The 17,671-nt window shown below is 41.8% G+C and carries 11 protein-coding genes; 7 read left to right on the forward strand and 4 right to left on the reverse strand.

Going from position 1 to position 17,671, the window contains the following annotated elements; genetic code table 11:
- The first annotated feature begins 31 nt into the window (after window positions 1-31).
- The 3 genes from carB to BANH1_RS04645 all read left to right on the forward strand — a co-directional run bounded on the left by carB (window position 32) and on the right by BANH1_RS04645 (window position 5,964).
- Entirely contained in the window at window positions 32-3,517 is a 3,486-nt protein-coding gene (gene carB, locus BANH1_RS04635; protein ID WP_015398249.1) for a carbamoyl-phosphate synthase large subunit, read from the forward strand.
- Between the two features lie 246 nt (window positions 3,518-3,763).
- Window positions 3,764-3,973 carry a cold-shock protein gene (locus tag BANH1_RS04640; protein ID WP_015398250.1) on the forward strand — a complete coding sequence of 70 codons (210 nt, stop codon included), beginning with the start codon at window positions 3,764-3,766 and terminating at the stop codon, window positions 3,971-3,973.
- Between the two features lie 788 nt (window positions 3,974-4,761).
- Window positions 4,762-5,964 (forward strand): pyridoxal phosphate-dependent aminotransferase, encoded by a 1,203-nt coding sequence (locus BANH1_RS04645; RefSeq protein ID WP_015398251.1) that lies wholly within the window; start codon window positions 4,762-4,764, stop codon window positions 5,962-5,964.
- An 845-nt stretch (window positions 5,965-6,809) separates the two neighbouring features.
- Here BANH1_RS04645 and BANH1_RS04650 read toward each other — a convergent pair.
- Window positions 6,810-7,715, reverse strand: coding sequence for a LysR family transcriptional regulator (locus tag BANH1_RS04650; protein WP_015398252.1), 906 nt, complete (start codon window positions 7,713-7,715; stop codon window positions 6,810-6,812).
- A gap of 67 nt (window positions 7,716-7,782) precedes the next feature.
- Window positions 7,783-8,727, reverse strand: a complete 945-nt coding sequence (trxB, locus tag BANH1_RS04655; protein WP_015398253.1) for a thioredoxin-disulfide reductase — start codon at window positions 8,725-8,727, stop codon at window positions 7,783-7,785.
- Between the two features lie 313 nt (window positions 8,728-9,040).
- Here trxB and BANH1_RS04660 point away from each other — a divergent pair, with 313 nt between their 5' ends.
- Window positions 9,041-10,435: a TrkH family potassium uptake protein gene (locus tag BANH1_RS04660; protein ID WP_015398254.1), complete on the forward strand. Its 1,395-nt coding sequence runs from the start codon at window positions 9,041-9,043 to the stop codon at window positions 10,433-10,435.
- A 560-nt stretch (window positions 10,436-10,995) separates the two neighbouring features.
- Here BANH1_RS04660 and BANH1_RS04665 read toward each other — a convergent pair.
- Both BANH1_RS04665 and greA read right to left on the reverse strand, forming a co-directional pair.
- Complete coding sequence (locus BANH1_RS04665; RefSeq protein WP_015398255.1) at window positions 10,996-12,054, reverse strand: glycosyltransferase family 4 protein; 1,059 nt, start codon at window positions 12,052-12,054, stop codon at window positions 10,996-10,998.
- A gap of 6 nt (window positions 12,055-12,060) precedes the next feature.
- Window positions 12,061-12,534, reverse strand: coding sequence for a transcription elongation factor GreA (gene greA, locus BANH1_RS04670; RefSeq protein WP_015398256.1), 474 nt, complete (start codon window positions 12,532-12,534; stop codon window positions 12,061-12,063).
- 902 nt (window positions 12,535-13,436) lie between these two features.
- Between greA and uvrB the strand changes: the two genes are divergently transcribed.
- The 3 genes from uvrB to BANH1_RS04690 all read left to right on the forward strand — a co-directional run bounded on the left by uvrB (window position 13,437) and on the right by BANH1_RS04690 (window position 17,381).
- Window positions 13,437-15,803, forward strand: coding sequence for an excinuclease ABC subunit UvrB (gene uvrB, locus BANH1_RS04680; protein ID WP_041583022.1), 2,367 nt, complete (start codon window positions 13,437-13,439; stop codon window positions 15,801-15,803).
- A 616-nt stretch (window positions 15,804-16,419) separates the two neighbouring features.
- A complete protein-coding gene (locus tag BANH1_RS04685; protein WP_015398258.1) occupies window positions 16,420-16,635 on the forward strand; it encodes a cold-shock protein in 216 nt (71 codons plus the stop codon).
- A gap of 182 nt (window positions 16,636-16,817) precedes the next feature.
- The gene (locus BANH1_RS04690) at window positions 16,818-17,381 is read left to right on the forward strand and encodes a BA14K family protein (protein ID WP_015398259.1); all 564 of its coding nucleotides are present in this window, start codon (window positions 16,818-16,820) and stop codon (window positions 17,379-17,381) included.
- Window positions 17,382-17,671 lie beyond the last annotated feature (290 nt).

Raw genomic sequence — 17,671 nt, forward strand, 5'->3', positions numbered from 1 at the left:
TGCGCGCGGGCGCTCATCGTAGGAAAAAGCCATGCCAAAACGTACAGATATAAAATCTATCCTTATCATCGGAGCGGGGCCTATCATTATCGGTCAGGCGTGCGAATTTGACTATTCAGGGACACAGGCCTGTAAGGCTTTAAAAGAAGAAGGCTACCGAATCATTCTGGTTAACTCTAACCCTGCCACTATTATGACTGATCCAGATTTAGCTGATGCGACCTATATTGAGCCCATCACTCCGAAAGTGGTAGCTGAGATTATTGCCCACGAACGTCCTGACGCTCTTTTGCCAACTATGGGGGGACAAACAGCTCTTAACACCGCTTTATCGTTGAAACGCATGGGAATTTTAGACCGCTATAATGTTGAAATGATCGGTGCTAATGCCGACGCTATTGATAAGGCTGAAGATCGTGCTTTGTTTCGCTCAGCAATGGCAAAAATTGGTTTAGAAACACCGCGTTCTATGTTGGCCAACGCAACTGAACTTAAAGAAGAGAACCGCCGGCTCTACGAAGAAACACGTAATAGACTCAAAGCTAAATTTTCGGGTGATACTCTTGACAGAGAACTGGAAAAGCTTGGCCATGATTGGCGCCGTGCAGAAGCGGACCGTAAACAACATTACATAGCGCATGCCACCGCAAAAGCGGTTCAGGCGCTCGATGTTATCGGGCTTCCGGCTATTATACGCCCTTCATTTACGCTCGGTGGTACAGGTGGTGGCATTGCCTATAATCGCTCTGAATTTTATGAAATTATTGAACGTGGCCTTGAAGCTTCACCTACGACAGAGGTTTTGATTGAAGAAAGCGTCTTAGGATGGAAAGAATACGAAATGGAAGTCGTCCGCGATCAAAAGGACAACTGCATTATTGTCTGTTCCATTGAAAATATCGACCCTATGGGCATCCATACTGGTGATTCCATTACAGTCGCCCCTGCTCTTACCCTAACTGATAAAGAATATCAAATTATGCGCAACGCTTCAATCGCTGTGCTGCGTGAAATTGGTGTTGAAACCGGTGGCTCCAATGTGCAATTTGCTGTTAATCCTGAAAACGGCCGTTTAATTGTCATTGAAATGAATCCGCGTGTTTCTCGTTCTTCGGCGCTTGCCTCGAAAGCAACAGGTTTTCCGATTGCTAAAATAGCTGCCAAACTAGCGGTTGGTTACACGCTTGATGAGCTAAAAAATGATATCACAGGAGGTGCAACACCAGCATCGTTTGAACCTTCCATTGATTATATTGTTACGAAGATCCCTCGTTTCGCCTTTGAGAAATTTCCTGGCTCGACGCCTGTCCTGAACACTGCCATGAAATCCGTCGGGGAAGTCATGGCAATTGGCCGTACATTTCAAGAATCGTTGCAAAAAGCCCTTCGTGGTCTTGAGACCGGCCTTACCGGTCTTGACGAAATTTTGCTCCCTGAGCATGCCGAGAGTGATGAAAAAAATTCTATACGCTCGGCCATTGCAATACCGAGCCCTGATCGTCTGCGCTATGTGGCCCAAGCAATGCGTATGAACCTATCATTGACCGAGATTCACCAAATCAGCAAAATTGATCCGTGGTTTTTAGAACAAATAGCATCCATCGTTGAGATGGAACGACACGTCCGCGCTCACGGACTCCCCCAAGATGCAGAAAATTTACGCATGTTGAAAGCCATGGGCTTTTCGGATGCTCGCTTGGCTAATCTTACCGGACAAACGCCGGATGATATCATCGCTTTACGTAAATCGCTTAATATAAAGCCTGTTTTTAAACGTATCGATACTTGTGCAGCTGAATTTTCTTCTCCTACAGCTTATATGTATTCGACGTATGAAAAACCCTTTACAGGCGCGGAATATTCAGAAGCAAGAGTCTCTCAGCGCAAAAAAATTGTCATTTTAGGCGGAGGTCCAAACCGCATCGGCCAGGGCATCGAATTTGACTATTGTTGTTGCCATGCCGCCTTTGCTTTACGCGATGCTGGCTTTGAATCTATCATGATTAATTGCAACCCTGAAACTGTCTCGACGGATTACGACACATCTGATCGCCTTTATTTCGAGCCTTTAACAACAGAAGATGTATTAGCTATCTTGGAAACAGAACAAGAAAAAGGCGAATTAATTGGAGTGATCGTCCAATTTGGCGGGCAAACGCCATTAAAATTGGCAAGCGCTCTAGAAAAAAATAATATCCCCATTTTAGGAACTTCACCTGATGCTATTGATCTAGCAGAAGACAGGGACCGCTTTCAAAAATTATTATTCAAACTCAAGTTGACGCAACCCCGGAATGGCATCGCCCATTCAGTTGAGCAAGCGCGTCTTATCGCCCACGAACTAAGCTTCCCGTTAGTTGTTCGCCCCTCTTATGTTTTAGGCGGACGTGCTATGCAAATTATTCGCGACGAACGTGACTTGCAGAATTATTTAGTCGGAACAGTCCCTGAATTAGTACCAGAAGATATCAAAGCCCGTTATCCCCATAGCACTGCAGATCAAGTCAACATATTACTTGGTAAAAATCCGCTTTTATTTGATACCTATCTAACAGAAGCCATTGAAGTTGATGTTGATTGTCTATGTGATGGAGAAGAAACGCTAGTCGTTGGTATTATGGAACATATTGAAGAAGCCGGCATCCATTCTGGTGATTCAGCTTGTTCTTTACCGGTACGCACACTGTCCCATAAATTAGTAATTGAACTGGAGCGGCAGACCAAAGCGTTAGCGCAAGCACTACATGTTCGTGGCTTTATGAATGTACAATATGCTATCAAAAATGAGACGATTTATGTTTTAGAAGTCAACCCTCGTGCCTCACGTACTGTTCCATTTGTTGCAAAAACCATTGGCCGACCAATCGCCAAAATTGCTACACATATCATGGCAGGAGAAAACCTTCACGATGCATTTAAAGCTTATGGTGGATTACCGTCTATACCGCAAAAACCGTATGTTGCTGTCAAAGAAGCAGTCTTTCCTTTCGCTCGTTTCCCGGGTGTAGATACACTGCTTGGCCCTGAAATGCGTTCAACCGGCGAAGTAATGGGGCTTGATTACAAATTTCCTCTTGCTTTTGCTAAAGCCCAACTTGGAGCCGGTATTGAGCTACCACATGAAGGTACTGTCTTCGTCTCTGTCAGAGACGAAGACAAAGAACGTATTTTAAAGCCGATCAAACGCTTAACTAAACTTGGTTTTTCTGTTTTAGCGACAAGCGGAACGCACAAATTTCTCAGCGAACACGGTATTAAGTCTGATAAAATTAATAAAGTGCTTGAAGGTCATCCTCATATAGAAGATGCCATTCGTAATCGGCATATCCAATTAATTTTCAACACAACCAATACTGCCAGTACCATCTCGGACTCCAAATCATTACGCCACGCAGCGTTAATGCACAAAGTGCCCTATTATACGACAATAGCCGGTGCTGAATCCGCAGTGCACGCCGTAGAAGCGCTTAAAACCAATAATCTTGAAGTGCGCCCATTACAAAGCTATTTTGCTTAATTTGTGTTGTATCATAAATACAGCGCTCTTTATTTTCTGGCCATCTTTGCCTTGTATAAAAAGCTTGTTTTTTATACTAAAATCGTTTAGGGATGCCCCCATCGAATTTTCGGTTATGCGACTTTCTTTCCTGTGCAACGCGCACTTTTGATGAAACTTCTCCTGCCTAATTTCGATCTAAAGTTGTATTGAAGACATTTGGCTTCAGTACTACGGTAATTTTACATATTTATTAAGGAGTTTCCTATGTCTACAGGAACAGTAAAGTGGTTTAATACAACGAAGGGTTTTGGATTTATTCAGCCTAGTGACGGTAGTGCTGACGTCTTCGTACATATTTCTGCCGTTGAACGCTCTGGTTTAAGTGGTCTCAATGAAGGACAAAAAATTTCTTATGACGTTCTCCAAGATCGTCGCTCGGGAAAATTTGCTGCTGAGAACCTTGCCGCTCTTTAAGTTCTGCTTATTTTATTTGAGAAACCTCTCCGTCACAGGCGAGGTTTTTATTTTTCTAAAAGTGTAGCCCATATTATAATGCGTTTGCTATTAACTTTGTGCAATTGTTAAAGAGTTTTCGTATTCTCTCTGCAGTTTATCATAATAATCGGCAATTGTTCCTTGCTTAAAAAGATTCCAAGAAAAGTAATAGAAAATTCTAGATACGAATCACTTTCGCAACCGCGAGGAGTAACATATCGTCGCTGCAAAATCCGGGGCGGTTGATCAAATCATGAATAACTGCAAACATAGACAATGGTTTTCTCCAAACGTAGAGCATGTGTAAATGCTTGCATAAAAAATCTTTGGTCATATCGCTTGATGAGTAGGCTGACCGTCTTTAAACCCATTGTTAACTTTATCTGTCAAAATTTTATCCACTGGTAAACTTTAACGACTGTCGACGCGCCGTACACATCTTTAATCGTACAACTCTTCTTCATAACTATTAATTAATCCAAAAAAAACTTATCCGTAACAAAACTGATAGCGAAAATTCCGGCTACAGTTCTGACTGCAAGAATTTTCAAAGTGAAGGCTCGTGCTTCCGCACACAAAAGAAATTTTTTCTCATATTTATTCCAGAGAGCTTCTTTAGAATCCTCGCGAAGCGGAGTCGTAAAATTTACGCCTAAAATTAAGTTTTGTAGGAGCCTCCTTGCAGTTTTTTATCGCTTGCGACATAATCCCCTATAGAGTTCACCCGGGTAAATAACTATCCGTCCACCTACAAAGGAATCGAAATTATGGCTTTTATCGCCGACAAACTTTCTCGTATCAAACCTTCTGAAACGATCGCCATTTCTGGAAAGGCACGTCATTTAAAAGCTTTAGGTCGTGACATTATTGCCCTAAGCATCGGAGAGCCCGATTTCGATACACCAGATAATATCAAAAACGCCGCTGCTGAAGCTATTCAACGTGGAAAAACAAAATATCCACCTGTGTCTGGTATTCCAGAGTTACGCCAAGCAATTTCTGATAAGTTCAAAAAAGAAAACAACCTTGATTACAAGCCAGAGCAGGTCATTGTCGGCACCGGTGGTAAACAGATCCTCTTTAATGCATTAATGGCTACGCTGAACGAAGGAGATGAAGTCATCATTCCATCTCCTTATTGGGTCAGCTACCCGGATATGGTTGCCCTCAATAATGGCACACCTGTCTTTGTAAAAACCAAAGGTGAATTTTTTTATAAACTCCAGCCACAAGATCTAGAGGCCGCTATTACTCCCAGAACAAAATGGTTTATATTTAACTCTCCTTCAAACCCGTCAGGCGCCGCTTATACGTACGACGAATTAAAAAAGCTAACAGATGTTTTATTAAAATATCCCCATGTGCATATCCTCGCTGACGACATCTACGAACATCTAACGTATGGAGATTTTACTTTCGTTACACTAGCCCAAGTAGAGCCCCAGCTCTACGAGCGCACACTGACAATGAACGGCGTTTCCAAAGCCTATGCCATGACAGGCTGGCGAATTGGTTACGCGGGCGGACCGCAAGAGTTGATTAAAGCCATGGATATCATTCAAGGTCAACAAACATCTGGAACAAGTTCTATCTCACAATGGGCAGCCGTCGAAGCACTTACTGGCCCTCAAGATTTTATTGCTCGCAATAAAAGCATTTTCCAAGCGCGTCGTGATCTCGTCGTTTCTATGCTTAATCAGACTCCTGGTATTAGCTGCCCAACACCTGAGGGTGCCTTTTACGTTTATCCTTCCTGCGCGGATTTCATCGGTAAAAAAACGCCCAGGGGTAAAATTATAACGAATGATGAAGACTTCGTAACAGCACTTTTAGAAGAAGAATCTGTTGCCGTCGTCCATGGATCTGCCTTTGGGCTTGGGCCGGCGTTCCGAATTTCTTACGCGATATCAGAAAAAGCATTAGAAGAAGCTTGTTCACGGATCCAACGCTTTTGTGGCAGTTTGCTCTAAAAATTTTAGATAATTTTGTCAGCTATTAACGCCATGCCCCAAAATGCCAATATTTTTGGGGCTGCGTCGTGGTGTATACGAGTTATGCGAGAGGAATTTACGCGAATAAATTGCATGGAGATATAGTTGCAATGAGTCCGTATTAAAGGGATCATCTTTCGAACAATCCTGCCTTAATAATGATAGGCAAGCGCTATGTGCGACGATGCCTGTGGGGGGTGTTTATCCATTTATATCAAAGGCGGGACGCTTGTTATTTTAGCGGTTCCTTAATTAATTGTAATCGCGCCGCTTTAACAAAATAAACGAGAGTTTACGGGCAGAAATACGGGTCTGTAATTATCTGATAAAATCACTGCTTTATTGAATGATCGGTCCCGAAGACCTACAGGAAAAGCTATCAATCAAATTCGTCATGTCTAAAAGCATTTCGTGCTTACCTTGATTTTCTATATCCAAGAGCTTTACGATACAAACACCCTTTTTTCCCCCTTTACACCGAACCTTTTTTGAAAAAATTATTGAACGCTCATAAAATTTTAAAAAATTTCTGCCTATCTTTCTTACAATATCTTAATTTTTCGACCTTATCCCAGAGGCAAAAAAAAACCGGACTAAAGCCCGGCTAATTAAGGGGGGCCTTCAGAAAAAAATCCTACAGACCTCCACAGGGGAACACTCAAGAAAATGTAATAGGAGTAAACATGATCAAGAGACAGCGCTTTATGCCATTTTATCCGAAGAAGCACAATGAAAACTCGAGCGCATCTGCTATGCAATAAACACATAGCTCAGTAGTTTTTTTTCATTCTTGATAGCCCGTTAGCTTATAAAATATCATTTAATTAAAAAGACCATTTACGAGCTTTTAGGAAAATATAATCTCGAAAAGCATTCAGCTTTGCTAAATTTTTCAAAGCATCTGGGTAACAAAAAAAGGTATCAAAGGAAGGGATATCAGTTGTATCGGGAAAAAGCCTCACAAGCTGCTCATTATTATGAGCAATATAATCAGGAAGTACAGCAATACCAAAATTGCGCATAATTGCATTTTTAATAGAGATTATATTGTTAATTTGTAGCACTGAAGCACGCAAGGAACCATCATTTCTTCCAGCCTTTTCTAGCCAATTTAAGCCAGATAGATAATGTGGAACCGGTTGACCAAATGAAATAATACGATGTGCATCCAGCTCAGATAATTTTTCTGGCTTACCATACTTCGCTATATAACCTTCCGAAGCATAAACATGCATATGAACCGTAAATAATTTTCTTTGTATCAAATCAGGTTGCTGCGGCTGATGTAAGCGGATAGCACAATCTGCATAACGCATTGTTAAGTCAAGCTCTTCGTCATTGAGCAAAATTTGGACGCGCATATCGGGATAAAGGTCCAGGAATTCGGGCATACGCTCTGCAAGCCACCCTGCCCCCATCCCAAAAGTCGATGTGACGCGTAAACGCCCCGTTGGCTTTTCACGACTTTCATTTAATTGCAAACGCGTATTTTCTAGTTTCATTAAGACATCATGGGCTGCGCGGTAAAGAATCTCGCCCTGCTCTGTTAAAATTAAACCACGTGCATGACGTTGAAATAAGGGCACACCGACGTCCTGCTCTAAAGCCGAAACCTGTCGCGAAATTGCCGATTGAGATAAATGAAGACGCTGAGCTGCGTGCGTAAAAGAACCTGCCTCTGCCGCAGCGTGAAAAACTCTTAACTTATCCCAATCTAGCGGTGAAGTCACAATCCCTTCCCCTTATTCCCTTTATTTTATATTTTATTAATAAAAGCCATTTTCCAGATGTTTCTATCTATGTTTCCAAAAATCGCTCTGCCTCTAGTGCCGCCATACATCCTCTTCCGGCCGCGGTTACGGCTTGGCGGAATACATCATCAGCAACATCGCCTGCTGCAAAAACGCCAGCAATACTCGTCGCTGTTGAATCTGGGGCCGTCCATAAATAGCCGCCTTCTTTTTGCCTCAATTGCCCTTCAAACAAAGAAACAGCGGGGTCGTGCCCGATAGCAATGAATATCCCCTCTGCATTTATTATTAATTCTTGGCCTGTTTCAACATTTCTGAGGCGTGCACCCGTCATAACAGCGCCCATTGATGATTGAGCCTGTAAACCAATAATTTCCTCTACCGTATGATCCCAAATGACGCGCACATTATCTCGAGCGAATAACCTATCTTGCAGAATCTTTTCCGCACGAAAACGGTCTCGCCTATGAATCACGCTCACACTTTTAGCCAAATTAGATAAATAAAGAGCTTCTTCAACAGCTGTATTGCCGCCCCCCACAACAAGGACATCCTTACCACGATAAAAAAAACCATCGCAGGTGGCACAAGCAGAAACTCCCCCCCCCATAAAAGTCTTTTCGCTTTCTAAGCCAAGCCAGCGAGCCTGCGCCCCTGTCGCAATAATAAGCGTGTCACAACAATATTGCATTCCTGAATCGCCGTATAAGATGAAAGGACGCTTCGATAAATCAGCTCTTACAATAGTATCGTAGGCAACTTCCGTTCCCATACGCTCGGCTTGCTTCACCATTTGTTCCATCAACCACGGCCCCTGAATTGGATCAGCAAAACCTGGATAATTTTCAACGTCAGCCGTAATTGTCAGCTGTCCCCCTTGCTGCAACCCAGTAACCAAAACCGGCTTGAGCATCGCTCGAGCCGCATAAATTGCCGCTGTATAACCAGCCGGCCCTGAACCAATAATCAGAACGCGAATATGCGACCGCACCGTAGAACCTCTTTTATCTTTGGCTTTTTATTTTCTGTCCATCAATTATGATAAAACGTATTTTTTAAAAAAATATTTTTCGACGATTTAAATTATGGTATATGCGCGTTTTTTGCAAGATTAGCTAAGAGGTTGATTGTCAATTTATCGCAGCGTACTTACTATTAAGAATTGAACTTTATTCTACGAGCATAAAAATATATAAATTCTAGTAGGCGCAAAATGCAATAAAAACAAACAGAGATAGGGAAAAGTCATCTTTCAATTTATCATCAATGTCTGCGCCCGTTTTGCCTTAATCATGGGAATGGCTATGCTTCTCCCGATTTTTGTTGATTTGTGCGATGGCAACCGTAGTTGGGTAACTTTTCTCCATCCTTGCGCCGTAACCGTCATGCTGGCAACACTGATCCTTTTAGCTACCAGAGGCTCTACTTGCCGTTTTTCAGCGCGACTTGGCTTCACTCTGACAGTTTGTCTTTGGCTAACAGGAAGTATAGTGGGTGCTCTCCCTCTTTATCTTTCTCCGCTCCCGATTTCTCTAGCCGGAGCGATCTTTGAATCTGTCTCTGGAATTACAACTACAGGCTCCACAGTAATCATTGGTCTCGACTATTTGCCACGAAGCATTTTATTGTGGCGTTCCATTATGTGCTGGATCGGTGGCATTGGCTTTATTGGTTTAGCTTTATTGCTCTTACCTTCACTTCGCGTCGGGGGAGTGCAGCTTTTTCATATGGAATCATCAGATAAATCTGAAAAAATACTGCCCCGCATCAATCAAATCGCTAACGGAATTATTACTGCTTATATCGGGCTAACACTCGCTTGTATGATTTCTTATTTTGCCGCTGGTATGACCTTATTCGATTCCGTTAATCACGCGATGAGTACGATAGCGACAGCAGGTTTTTCAACGCACGATACCTCTTTTGGTTATTTTTCTAATAAACCGGCCATCCTGATCGTTGCGACTATTTTTATGTTGTTTTCTGCTTTGCCCTTCGTGCTTTACGTTAAATTAGTACTCCCAGGCCACTCCAAACGCTCCATTGATCCGCAGGTTATCGTTTTTCTAAATATAGTTTTCTTCTTTAGCCTTGCTTTGGCTGTGTGGCTGCGATTTCACAATCACCTCGCATTTCACTCGGCCTTCCTCGATGCAATTTTTCACATCACATCTATCATCAGCACCACAGGCTACAGCGCCAAAGACTACCAACTTTGGGGCCCCTTTGCACTTGGTATTTTTTTCATTGTTTCTTTTGCAGGTGGGTGCGCTGGTTCTACCTCCGGTGGCATAAAAATAAACCGTTTAATTATTCTCTGGCGTATTGCGCAAGCGAATATGGCAAAACTTCTTTCTCCTAACGCGGTTGTAAAAGTCCGATACGATCACTCAAATGTATCAAGCGATATCGCTAAAGCAGTCCTTCTTTTTGTATGCCTTTATATGTCTTGTCTTCTCACTGGTACCGCACTTTTGCTTACGACCGGGCTCGATTTTACTTCTGCCTTTACAGGTGTCTTAACAGCACTTTCGAATATCGGCCCAGGTTTTGGAGATATCATCGGTCCTGCCGGTAATTTCTCAACAATTAACGATAATGCTTTATGGATTTTGAGCTTTTTAATGCTGGTTGGCCGCCTTGAAATCGTGACCATATTTGTGCTTTTTATCCCTGCATTCTGGCGCAAACAATTTTAAATTGGTATTTCAGCTCCTTTTATATTAGCCGAGGCCTTGTTTTGTTGTGCTTTATTAGCCTACGCCGCCAATTTGAAACCAATCTGCGCACCTATCTACTGCAACTTAATAACGAGCTATTCTCGGTACAACAAAGGAAATTTTTGGTGAATTTAATTTTTCTATATCGATGTTTAACATTACCCAAGATACAGATAGCCTTACTGTTCGCGTGCAGAATTTTGGCCTATGCAGGAGTGCAATCAGTAAGCGTTGAATTAAAATTTTAGCATAAACTAAAAAAGAACTGCACAATTTCCTTTTACAAAAAACTTAACCTAACCAAAACACTGATTACAACAAAAATATCATCATATTGATTGTTCATCCTGGGTGGCAGAGTACCTTCATTAAAGATAAACTTAACATCCAATTCCAACTACCTAAAAGCTCAATTTTTTATAATTGACCACGAGCTATCATCGTAACCATTAAAATAGTTCTTCGTTCTTTGCAAAAACGAAAGACTATATTTTATTTACATTTTTAAAAATAATAATTTTCAAAGATTTTTAGCGTATTTAAGGCGTTTGTTCCGCAAATATTGCCTCATAAACACTCTCAATCGCGATGGCTTCTTTCTCTAAAGGAAAATGCGCGCGAACATGGGCTAAAGCCTTTTGCCCTTCTTTCGATGTTTTTCTTAAATCACTAAAATAAGATTCAATTGCTTTCGTCAAAGCTGCTCCATCGCCCACTTCAACAACCGTTCCTGTTCCATTTATGACTAATTCTTCATAAATACCGGTATTACTAGCCACCACAGCTGTCTGCGAGGCCATTGCCTCCAAGGGCGTTAAACCGAAACCTTCTACGCGAGAAGGAGCCACATAAAGCGACATACGACGATACCACAAAGGTGTATCCAAAATCTCGCCAAGCATAATGATGCGATTATTTAAACCAGCAGATGAAATTTTTCGACGCAATTCCTTATCGAACATATAATGTTGCGCTGTAGTCCGGCCGGCAATAACCGCAGTCCAATCAGGATAGCGCGGCAATAATGCCAACATCGCGTCTACAAACAAATCCGTACCCTTCGAATGACGCACACGGCCAAAACACCCTACCGCATATTTCCCTGGCAGCCCAGATGCTGAAAAAAAGTCTTCAGCAATCTCTGGTGGAGAAAAACGTTCAAGGTCCACCCCATGCATAATAATTTGATAAGGAACCTTTAGATAAGCCCCTACACGCTCACTAGTAGCAATAACTTTATCCATACGGCGAATCAACCATTCGGTGAAAACTGTATGATGGCGCTGGGAAGCTGACGTGAATATGAGTTTGAGCTTCATACGTAAAACATCACGTAAAAGAACTCCACAAAGCATCTCGATATTACGCCGTGCATGCCAAATACGAAGCGGTTTGTCTCCTGAGCTCTTCCAAAGCCCAAAAAGATCCCTAAAGGCAAGATGCGGCAAATTCTGCGGCAGCCCCATTCCCAAAACAGAGACACGCACACCTCGCTTTCGCTGCAATGGAATAAGCTGAACGACTGTAGACGTCACTCCAGATAAACGTTTTTTAAAGTGAACAGCAATAATATCAGTGTCTTTTAGGGATACACGCATGACAATTTAAGCGTAGTGAATCTTAATGATTTCGTAATTATGCGCACCACCTGGTGCGTTCACTTCAATCACGTCGCCTTCTTGCTTTCCGATAAGCGCGCGCGCAATGGGCGAAGAAATAGAAATTTTACCGGTTTTCACATCAGATTCTTGATCACCAACAATCTGGTAAACCTTTTCTTCCTCAGTATCTTCATCCAAAAGCTTAATAGTGGCCCCAAATTTAACTTTGTCTCCTGAAAGGCGAGAAACATTAATAACTTCAGCCCGTGCAATATAATCCTCAAGCTCATTTATACGCCCTTCATTATGGCTTTGTGCTTCTTTAGCAGCATGATATTCAGCATTTTCTGACAGATCGCCGTGCGCACGTGCCTCAGAAATCGCCTCAATAATCCGTGGCCGCTCTTGTTGCTGACGCCAACGCAATTCCTCTTTGAGACTTTCGAAACCGGCTTTAGTCATTGGAAACTTTTCCATGATCTGTCCCTTTCTTTTCTATGAAAGATCTTAATAAAAATACAAAAAACAGACTCCAAAATCACTTTTGGAACCCGAGAACCACGACCGCCTTTTATTATATAGTACAGAAACCCTATTTTCCATACAAAAAATAAAGGAGCATCCTCCGACCATTATCAAAATTAAATTTTTATTTTAGATCGAAAATATTTAATTGAATCCTTATGGCAACCAACTCACAAAAAGGAAAATTCACCACAATTTTAAATTTAACACATTGCGCAAAAACAAAAAAATATATTTAAAAGAAGATTATAAAAAAGTGAATCAATTTCCAGGATTTTGGCACTCTATTTCTATAACGAAATAACAATTTAAATTGTAAATAATATAGAATCAAAAAACAACGTATTTTGTATCATAACTTAATATTCGATGTATAATAGCAACCGACCTCTTAATATATTGGCATCTTCCTACGCCCAAAGGTGCGACTTTACGTTAAACTAATGATGATTTACGGGCAGGTTAAGCATCATTTTACGACCATTTTCTTCAAGACTAAAGAGGAACTCTTTAATGTATATACGGCGTTCATGCGCAATAAGCAGCACCATATAACTATAAATTATATATATTTTGCTTATTTTCTGAATATTATTGCCTATGATTTCATTTCCACCGGCCATATTACCTCAGATGAGCTCAGTTTTCACCGAAAATAGCTGCTACCCCCCCCACAACAACAAGCATCCGTCATAAAGAATAGGAAATACAGAACAAGCGCCGCTGCAATGTAAATAGAAAATAAAAAGAATCAAAAGAACGCTATTAAAGTGTTCCCCGTAACAAATGAAACACAAAATTCTTTCATCTTTCTCTTGTTATACCAAAATGACTGTATAAAATATGTCTTTATAATGTCGCACCAGAAACCTAAGATAACTCCGAAACAAGTTAATCAAGCGTCCCGTGGAGCGCCGATGGGTCGTGCTGCGGCTATTAAGAAGCATTCCGCTGCAAAATTGGATCCAGTTACAGAGCTTTGTGCCTCTACTGAAACCAGCGCTCTTACATCTAAAAAAAAGGTCAATAATGTTACAAGGACGGTTGAAGCTCTTACTGCACTTATTACTTCAGAAAATCCCCTTTTTAAAAATGGTGTGTTATGGACACCGCACCGTCCTGTTCATCCCCAAAAATCTGAAGGCGGTATTCCATTTCAGGTCCAAGCACCCTTCGAACCTGCAGGCGACCAACCCACAGCAATTCAGGCTTTGGTCGAAGGAATTGAGAAAAATGAGCGTACTCAAGTGCTTTTGGGTGTTACGGGATCAGGAAAAACCTATACAATAGCTAAAGTTATTGAAAAAACGCAGCGCCCTGCCCTTATCTTAGCGCCCAATAAAACTCTAGCAGCACAGCTTTACGGAGAATTTAAAAGCTTCTTCCCTCACAATGCAGTGGAATATTTTGTCTCTTATTACGATTATTACCAGCCGGAAGCCTATGTTGCGCGCTCTGACACTTATATTGAAAAAGAATCCTCTATCAACGAGCAGATAGACCGCATGCGCCATGCCGCAACACGCGCCGTGCTTGAGCGCGATGACGTTATTATCGTCGCCTCCGTATCCTGTATCTACGGAATTGGTTCTGTAGAAACTTATACTGCTATGACATTCCAAATGCAAACAGGCGATAAACTGGACCAAAGACAATTATTGGCCAACTTAGTCGCTCAACAATATCATCGACAGGACAATCACTTCACCCGCGGTTCTTTCCGCGTCCGAGGCGATACGATTGAAATTTTTCCTGCACATCTTGAAGACCGCGCTTGGCGTATTTCATTATTCGGTGAGGAAATTGACATGATTACTGAATTTGATCCCTTAACAGGACAAAAAACAGGTAATCTTCAATCTGTTAAAATTTACGCTAATTCGCATTATGTAACGCCACGGCCAACATTAAACCAGGCGATAAAATCGATTAAAATAGAATTAGCTCAACGCCTCAAAGAACTGAACTCCGCCGGTCGTCTTTTGGAAGCACAACGCTTAGAGCAACGCACGATATTTGATTTAGAAATGTTGGAAACAACCGGCTCCTGTCCCGGGATCGAAAATTATTCACGCTATTTAACAGGCAGGAAGCCTGGAGAGCCCCCTCCTACCATGTTTGAGTATATTCCTAACAACGCTCTGATTTTCATCGATGAAAGCCACGTAACTATCCCCCAAATTGGCGGTATGTATCGAGGCGACTTCCGACGAAAAGCAACCCTGTCGGAATATGGATTTCGCCTCCCTTCATGCATGGATAATCGTCCTTTACGCTTCGAAGAATGGGACGCTATGCGCCCGCAAACTATTGCTGTTTCTGCAACACCTGGACACTGGGAAATCGAACAATCATGTGGTGTTTTTGTAGAACAAGTCATCCGCCCAACAGGGCTCATTGACCCACTAACAGAAGTTCGCCCGGCGCGTACACAGGTTGATGACCTCGTGGATGAAATTCGCAAAACAATCAAAAAAAATTATCGGACATTGGTAACCGTTCTGACCAAACGTATGGCCGAAGACTTAACTGAATATCTCCACGAACGAGATATTCGTGTACGCTATATGCATTCTGATATTGATACATTAGAGCGTATTGAAATTCTACACGATTTGCGACTTGGTACCTTTGATGTTTTGGTCGGTATTAACCTGCTGCGAGAAGGCCTGGATATCCCAGAATGTGGTTTTGTTGCCATACTAGATGCTGATAAAGAGGGTTTTTTACGCTCAGAAACCTCACTTATTCAAACAATTGGACGAGCCGCACGGAATGTAGATGGCCGAGTTATCCTTTATGCAGACACAATCACCGGCTCCATGGAACGCGCCTTACAAGAAACAAAACGACGCCGAAAAAAACAAACAATTTACAATGAAGAGCACCACATCACTCCAAGCAGCGTCAAAAAAAATATTGACCATATTCTTGATGCGACTGGCGAAACTAACTACATCCGCGCAAATATCTCTAATTTAAGTACACAAAGCGATATAGCCGGTCACAATTTAGCCAACCGTATACAGTATCTTGAAAAACTAATGCACGAAGCAGCCGCCGATCTCAACTTTGAAGAAGCAGCCCGCTTTCGTGATGAAATCAAACAGTTACGACAAATGGAATTAACTATCGCCGACGATCTCTTAACGCACAATAACGAATTTCCCATCAGCGAAAATCACGAAGAAATCAAATCTTTTCACAAGACTAAGTCGTAATCAAAATAGACCAACTAGAGATACCTTGTCCCAAATATCCTCAAACAAGAAAAATTTTTCGCAAGATACAACGAGAAAAACTAGGTACACCTAAATCAGAAAGTCACCCTAATTCGCCTCCGACTTTGTACATAAAGTTACTCGAGTGCAAATGCAGCTAACAAATAAAACCGTCCTTCAACAGATAATCATCCTAAATGTCGATAATGTATCCAAGTTCAAAATACACAAAAACGGATAAGATATACCCCATATTGTTCCTATTATTTGGCAAAAATAAGCAGTTTTTAACTTCTTTTAGACCGTTTTTGGTAAAAAAATGACATAAGAATACAGATTTTATGAAGAAAACTCTTGTCAAATATTTTCTTTTCAAGCAATCTTTCCTTGTTCAAGCACATTATGAAACATCGGAAAGATATAAAAAACCACCTAAAAGTAAAAGCGCTTCTAATTTCTAACTTAGCGAAAACGAATAAACAAAGTGCTTTCCGAATGTCAGAAACTGCTTGGATATACCGTTTTGCATACGGTATGGTACATGACGTAGACATTCGAAAATAAGTTGTATTTTACTATCTGCCTTCACAAAGGCAATCAAATAAGGAAAAATTCTATGGCTCAAACGGGCGAAGTAAAATTTTTTAATAGCAACAAGGGTTTTGGTTTCATTAAGCCCGACGATGGCAGCGCTGATATCTTTGTTCACATTTCTGCCGTCCAAGCTTCAGGTCTTACCGGATTAAGCGACGCACAAAAAGTATCGTTCGACGTAGAACCTGACAATCGCGGAAAAGGACCAAAAGCTGTAAATATCAGCGTTGTGAGTTAAGCTGGATATATTGCATTTCTCAAAATCGGGTCTTTGGCCCGGTTTTATTTCGCGCTCCTGTCATCATTCTCCGCTAAAATTTCTTTTTTTGGTCTGACCAGTATAGAATTTTGAGCTGTCTGCACTATATTAGTATAGGGAGTTGTAGAACGCGGATAAATAAGTTCATTAAGGAGTGTTTTATGAAAAAATTGACCAAATTAGCGGCACTATCGGCGGTATCGACTGCGATTATTTCCGCACCGCTAACCGCAGCGCTGGCCTATGACGGGTACAGTACAAAAAAAACAACAGAAAGCTCCCATATTACCAGCAATTACCATCATCAAATACAGGGCCAGCAGAATCGCTATTCGGGGCATAGTCGCGTCCATAGCGAACAAGAAACGCACCGTCGTACTGAACGCAGAGTAGAGAGCCGCGTCCGTGAACGTGAACGCCGCGTGAGTCACAGTAGCAATGTCAATATGGGAGGTGTTTTAGCAGCGGGCGCTGTGGGCCTCATCGCGAGTGCGATTATCGGCAACGTTCTAAGCAAAAAGCAGCAGCCAAAGGTTGTTTATCAAACTCGACCGCAAAATCAGGTAACTTATCAAGGACAAGCAACAACGCACCAACTTGCTCAGCAACGGGGGGCTAACTGGCTTGAATACTGCACGAAAAAATACAAAACATTTAACCCCGAAACGGGTACTTTTCGGGGCAATGATGGCTTAAATCACGTCTGCCGTGCCCCAGTGCAGTGATGCTGTGATCCATTTCAGCAGCATTAAAAATCCTACTTTAAAGCGGAGTTTTGTGTGTTTATTTTCAAATTCCCTGCAGAAAAAGGGGACGTCGTTTTCGTTGTTTAGCTGATTCCCAGACTTTCTAGGCCTTACAGCCAGAGCTAAAGCTGGCATCACCGCCTAAGAGCGGGGGCTTTTACTTAACAGCGGGGACTGTAGTTTTATTAAGTCTAATAACGATGAGGTTGTCTGTTCTCTTTGCCTGTACTTCCGCTACCCAAACTTCGGATTTTACCGAATTAAGCGAC

Source organism: Bartonella australis AUST/NH1 (assembly GCF_000341355.1).
GTDB classification, from domain to species: Bacteria; Pseudomonadota; Alphaproteobacteria; order Rhizobiales; family Rhizobiaceae; genus Bartonella; species Bartonella australis.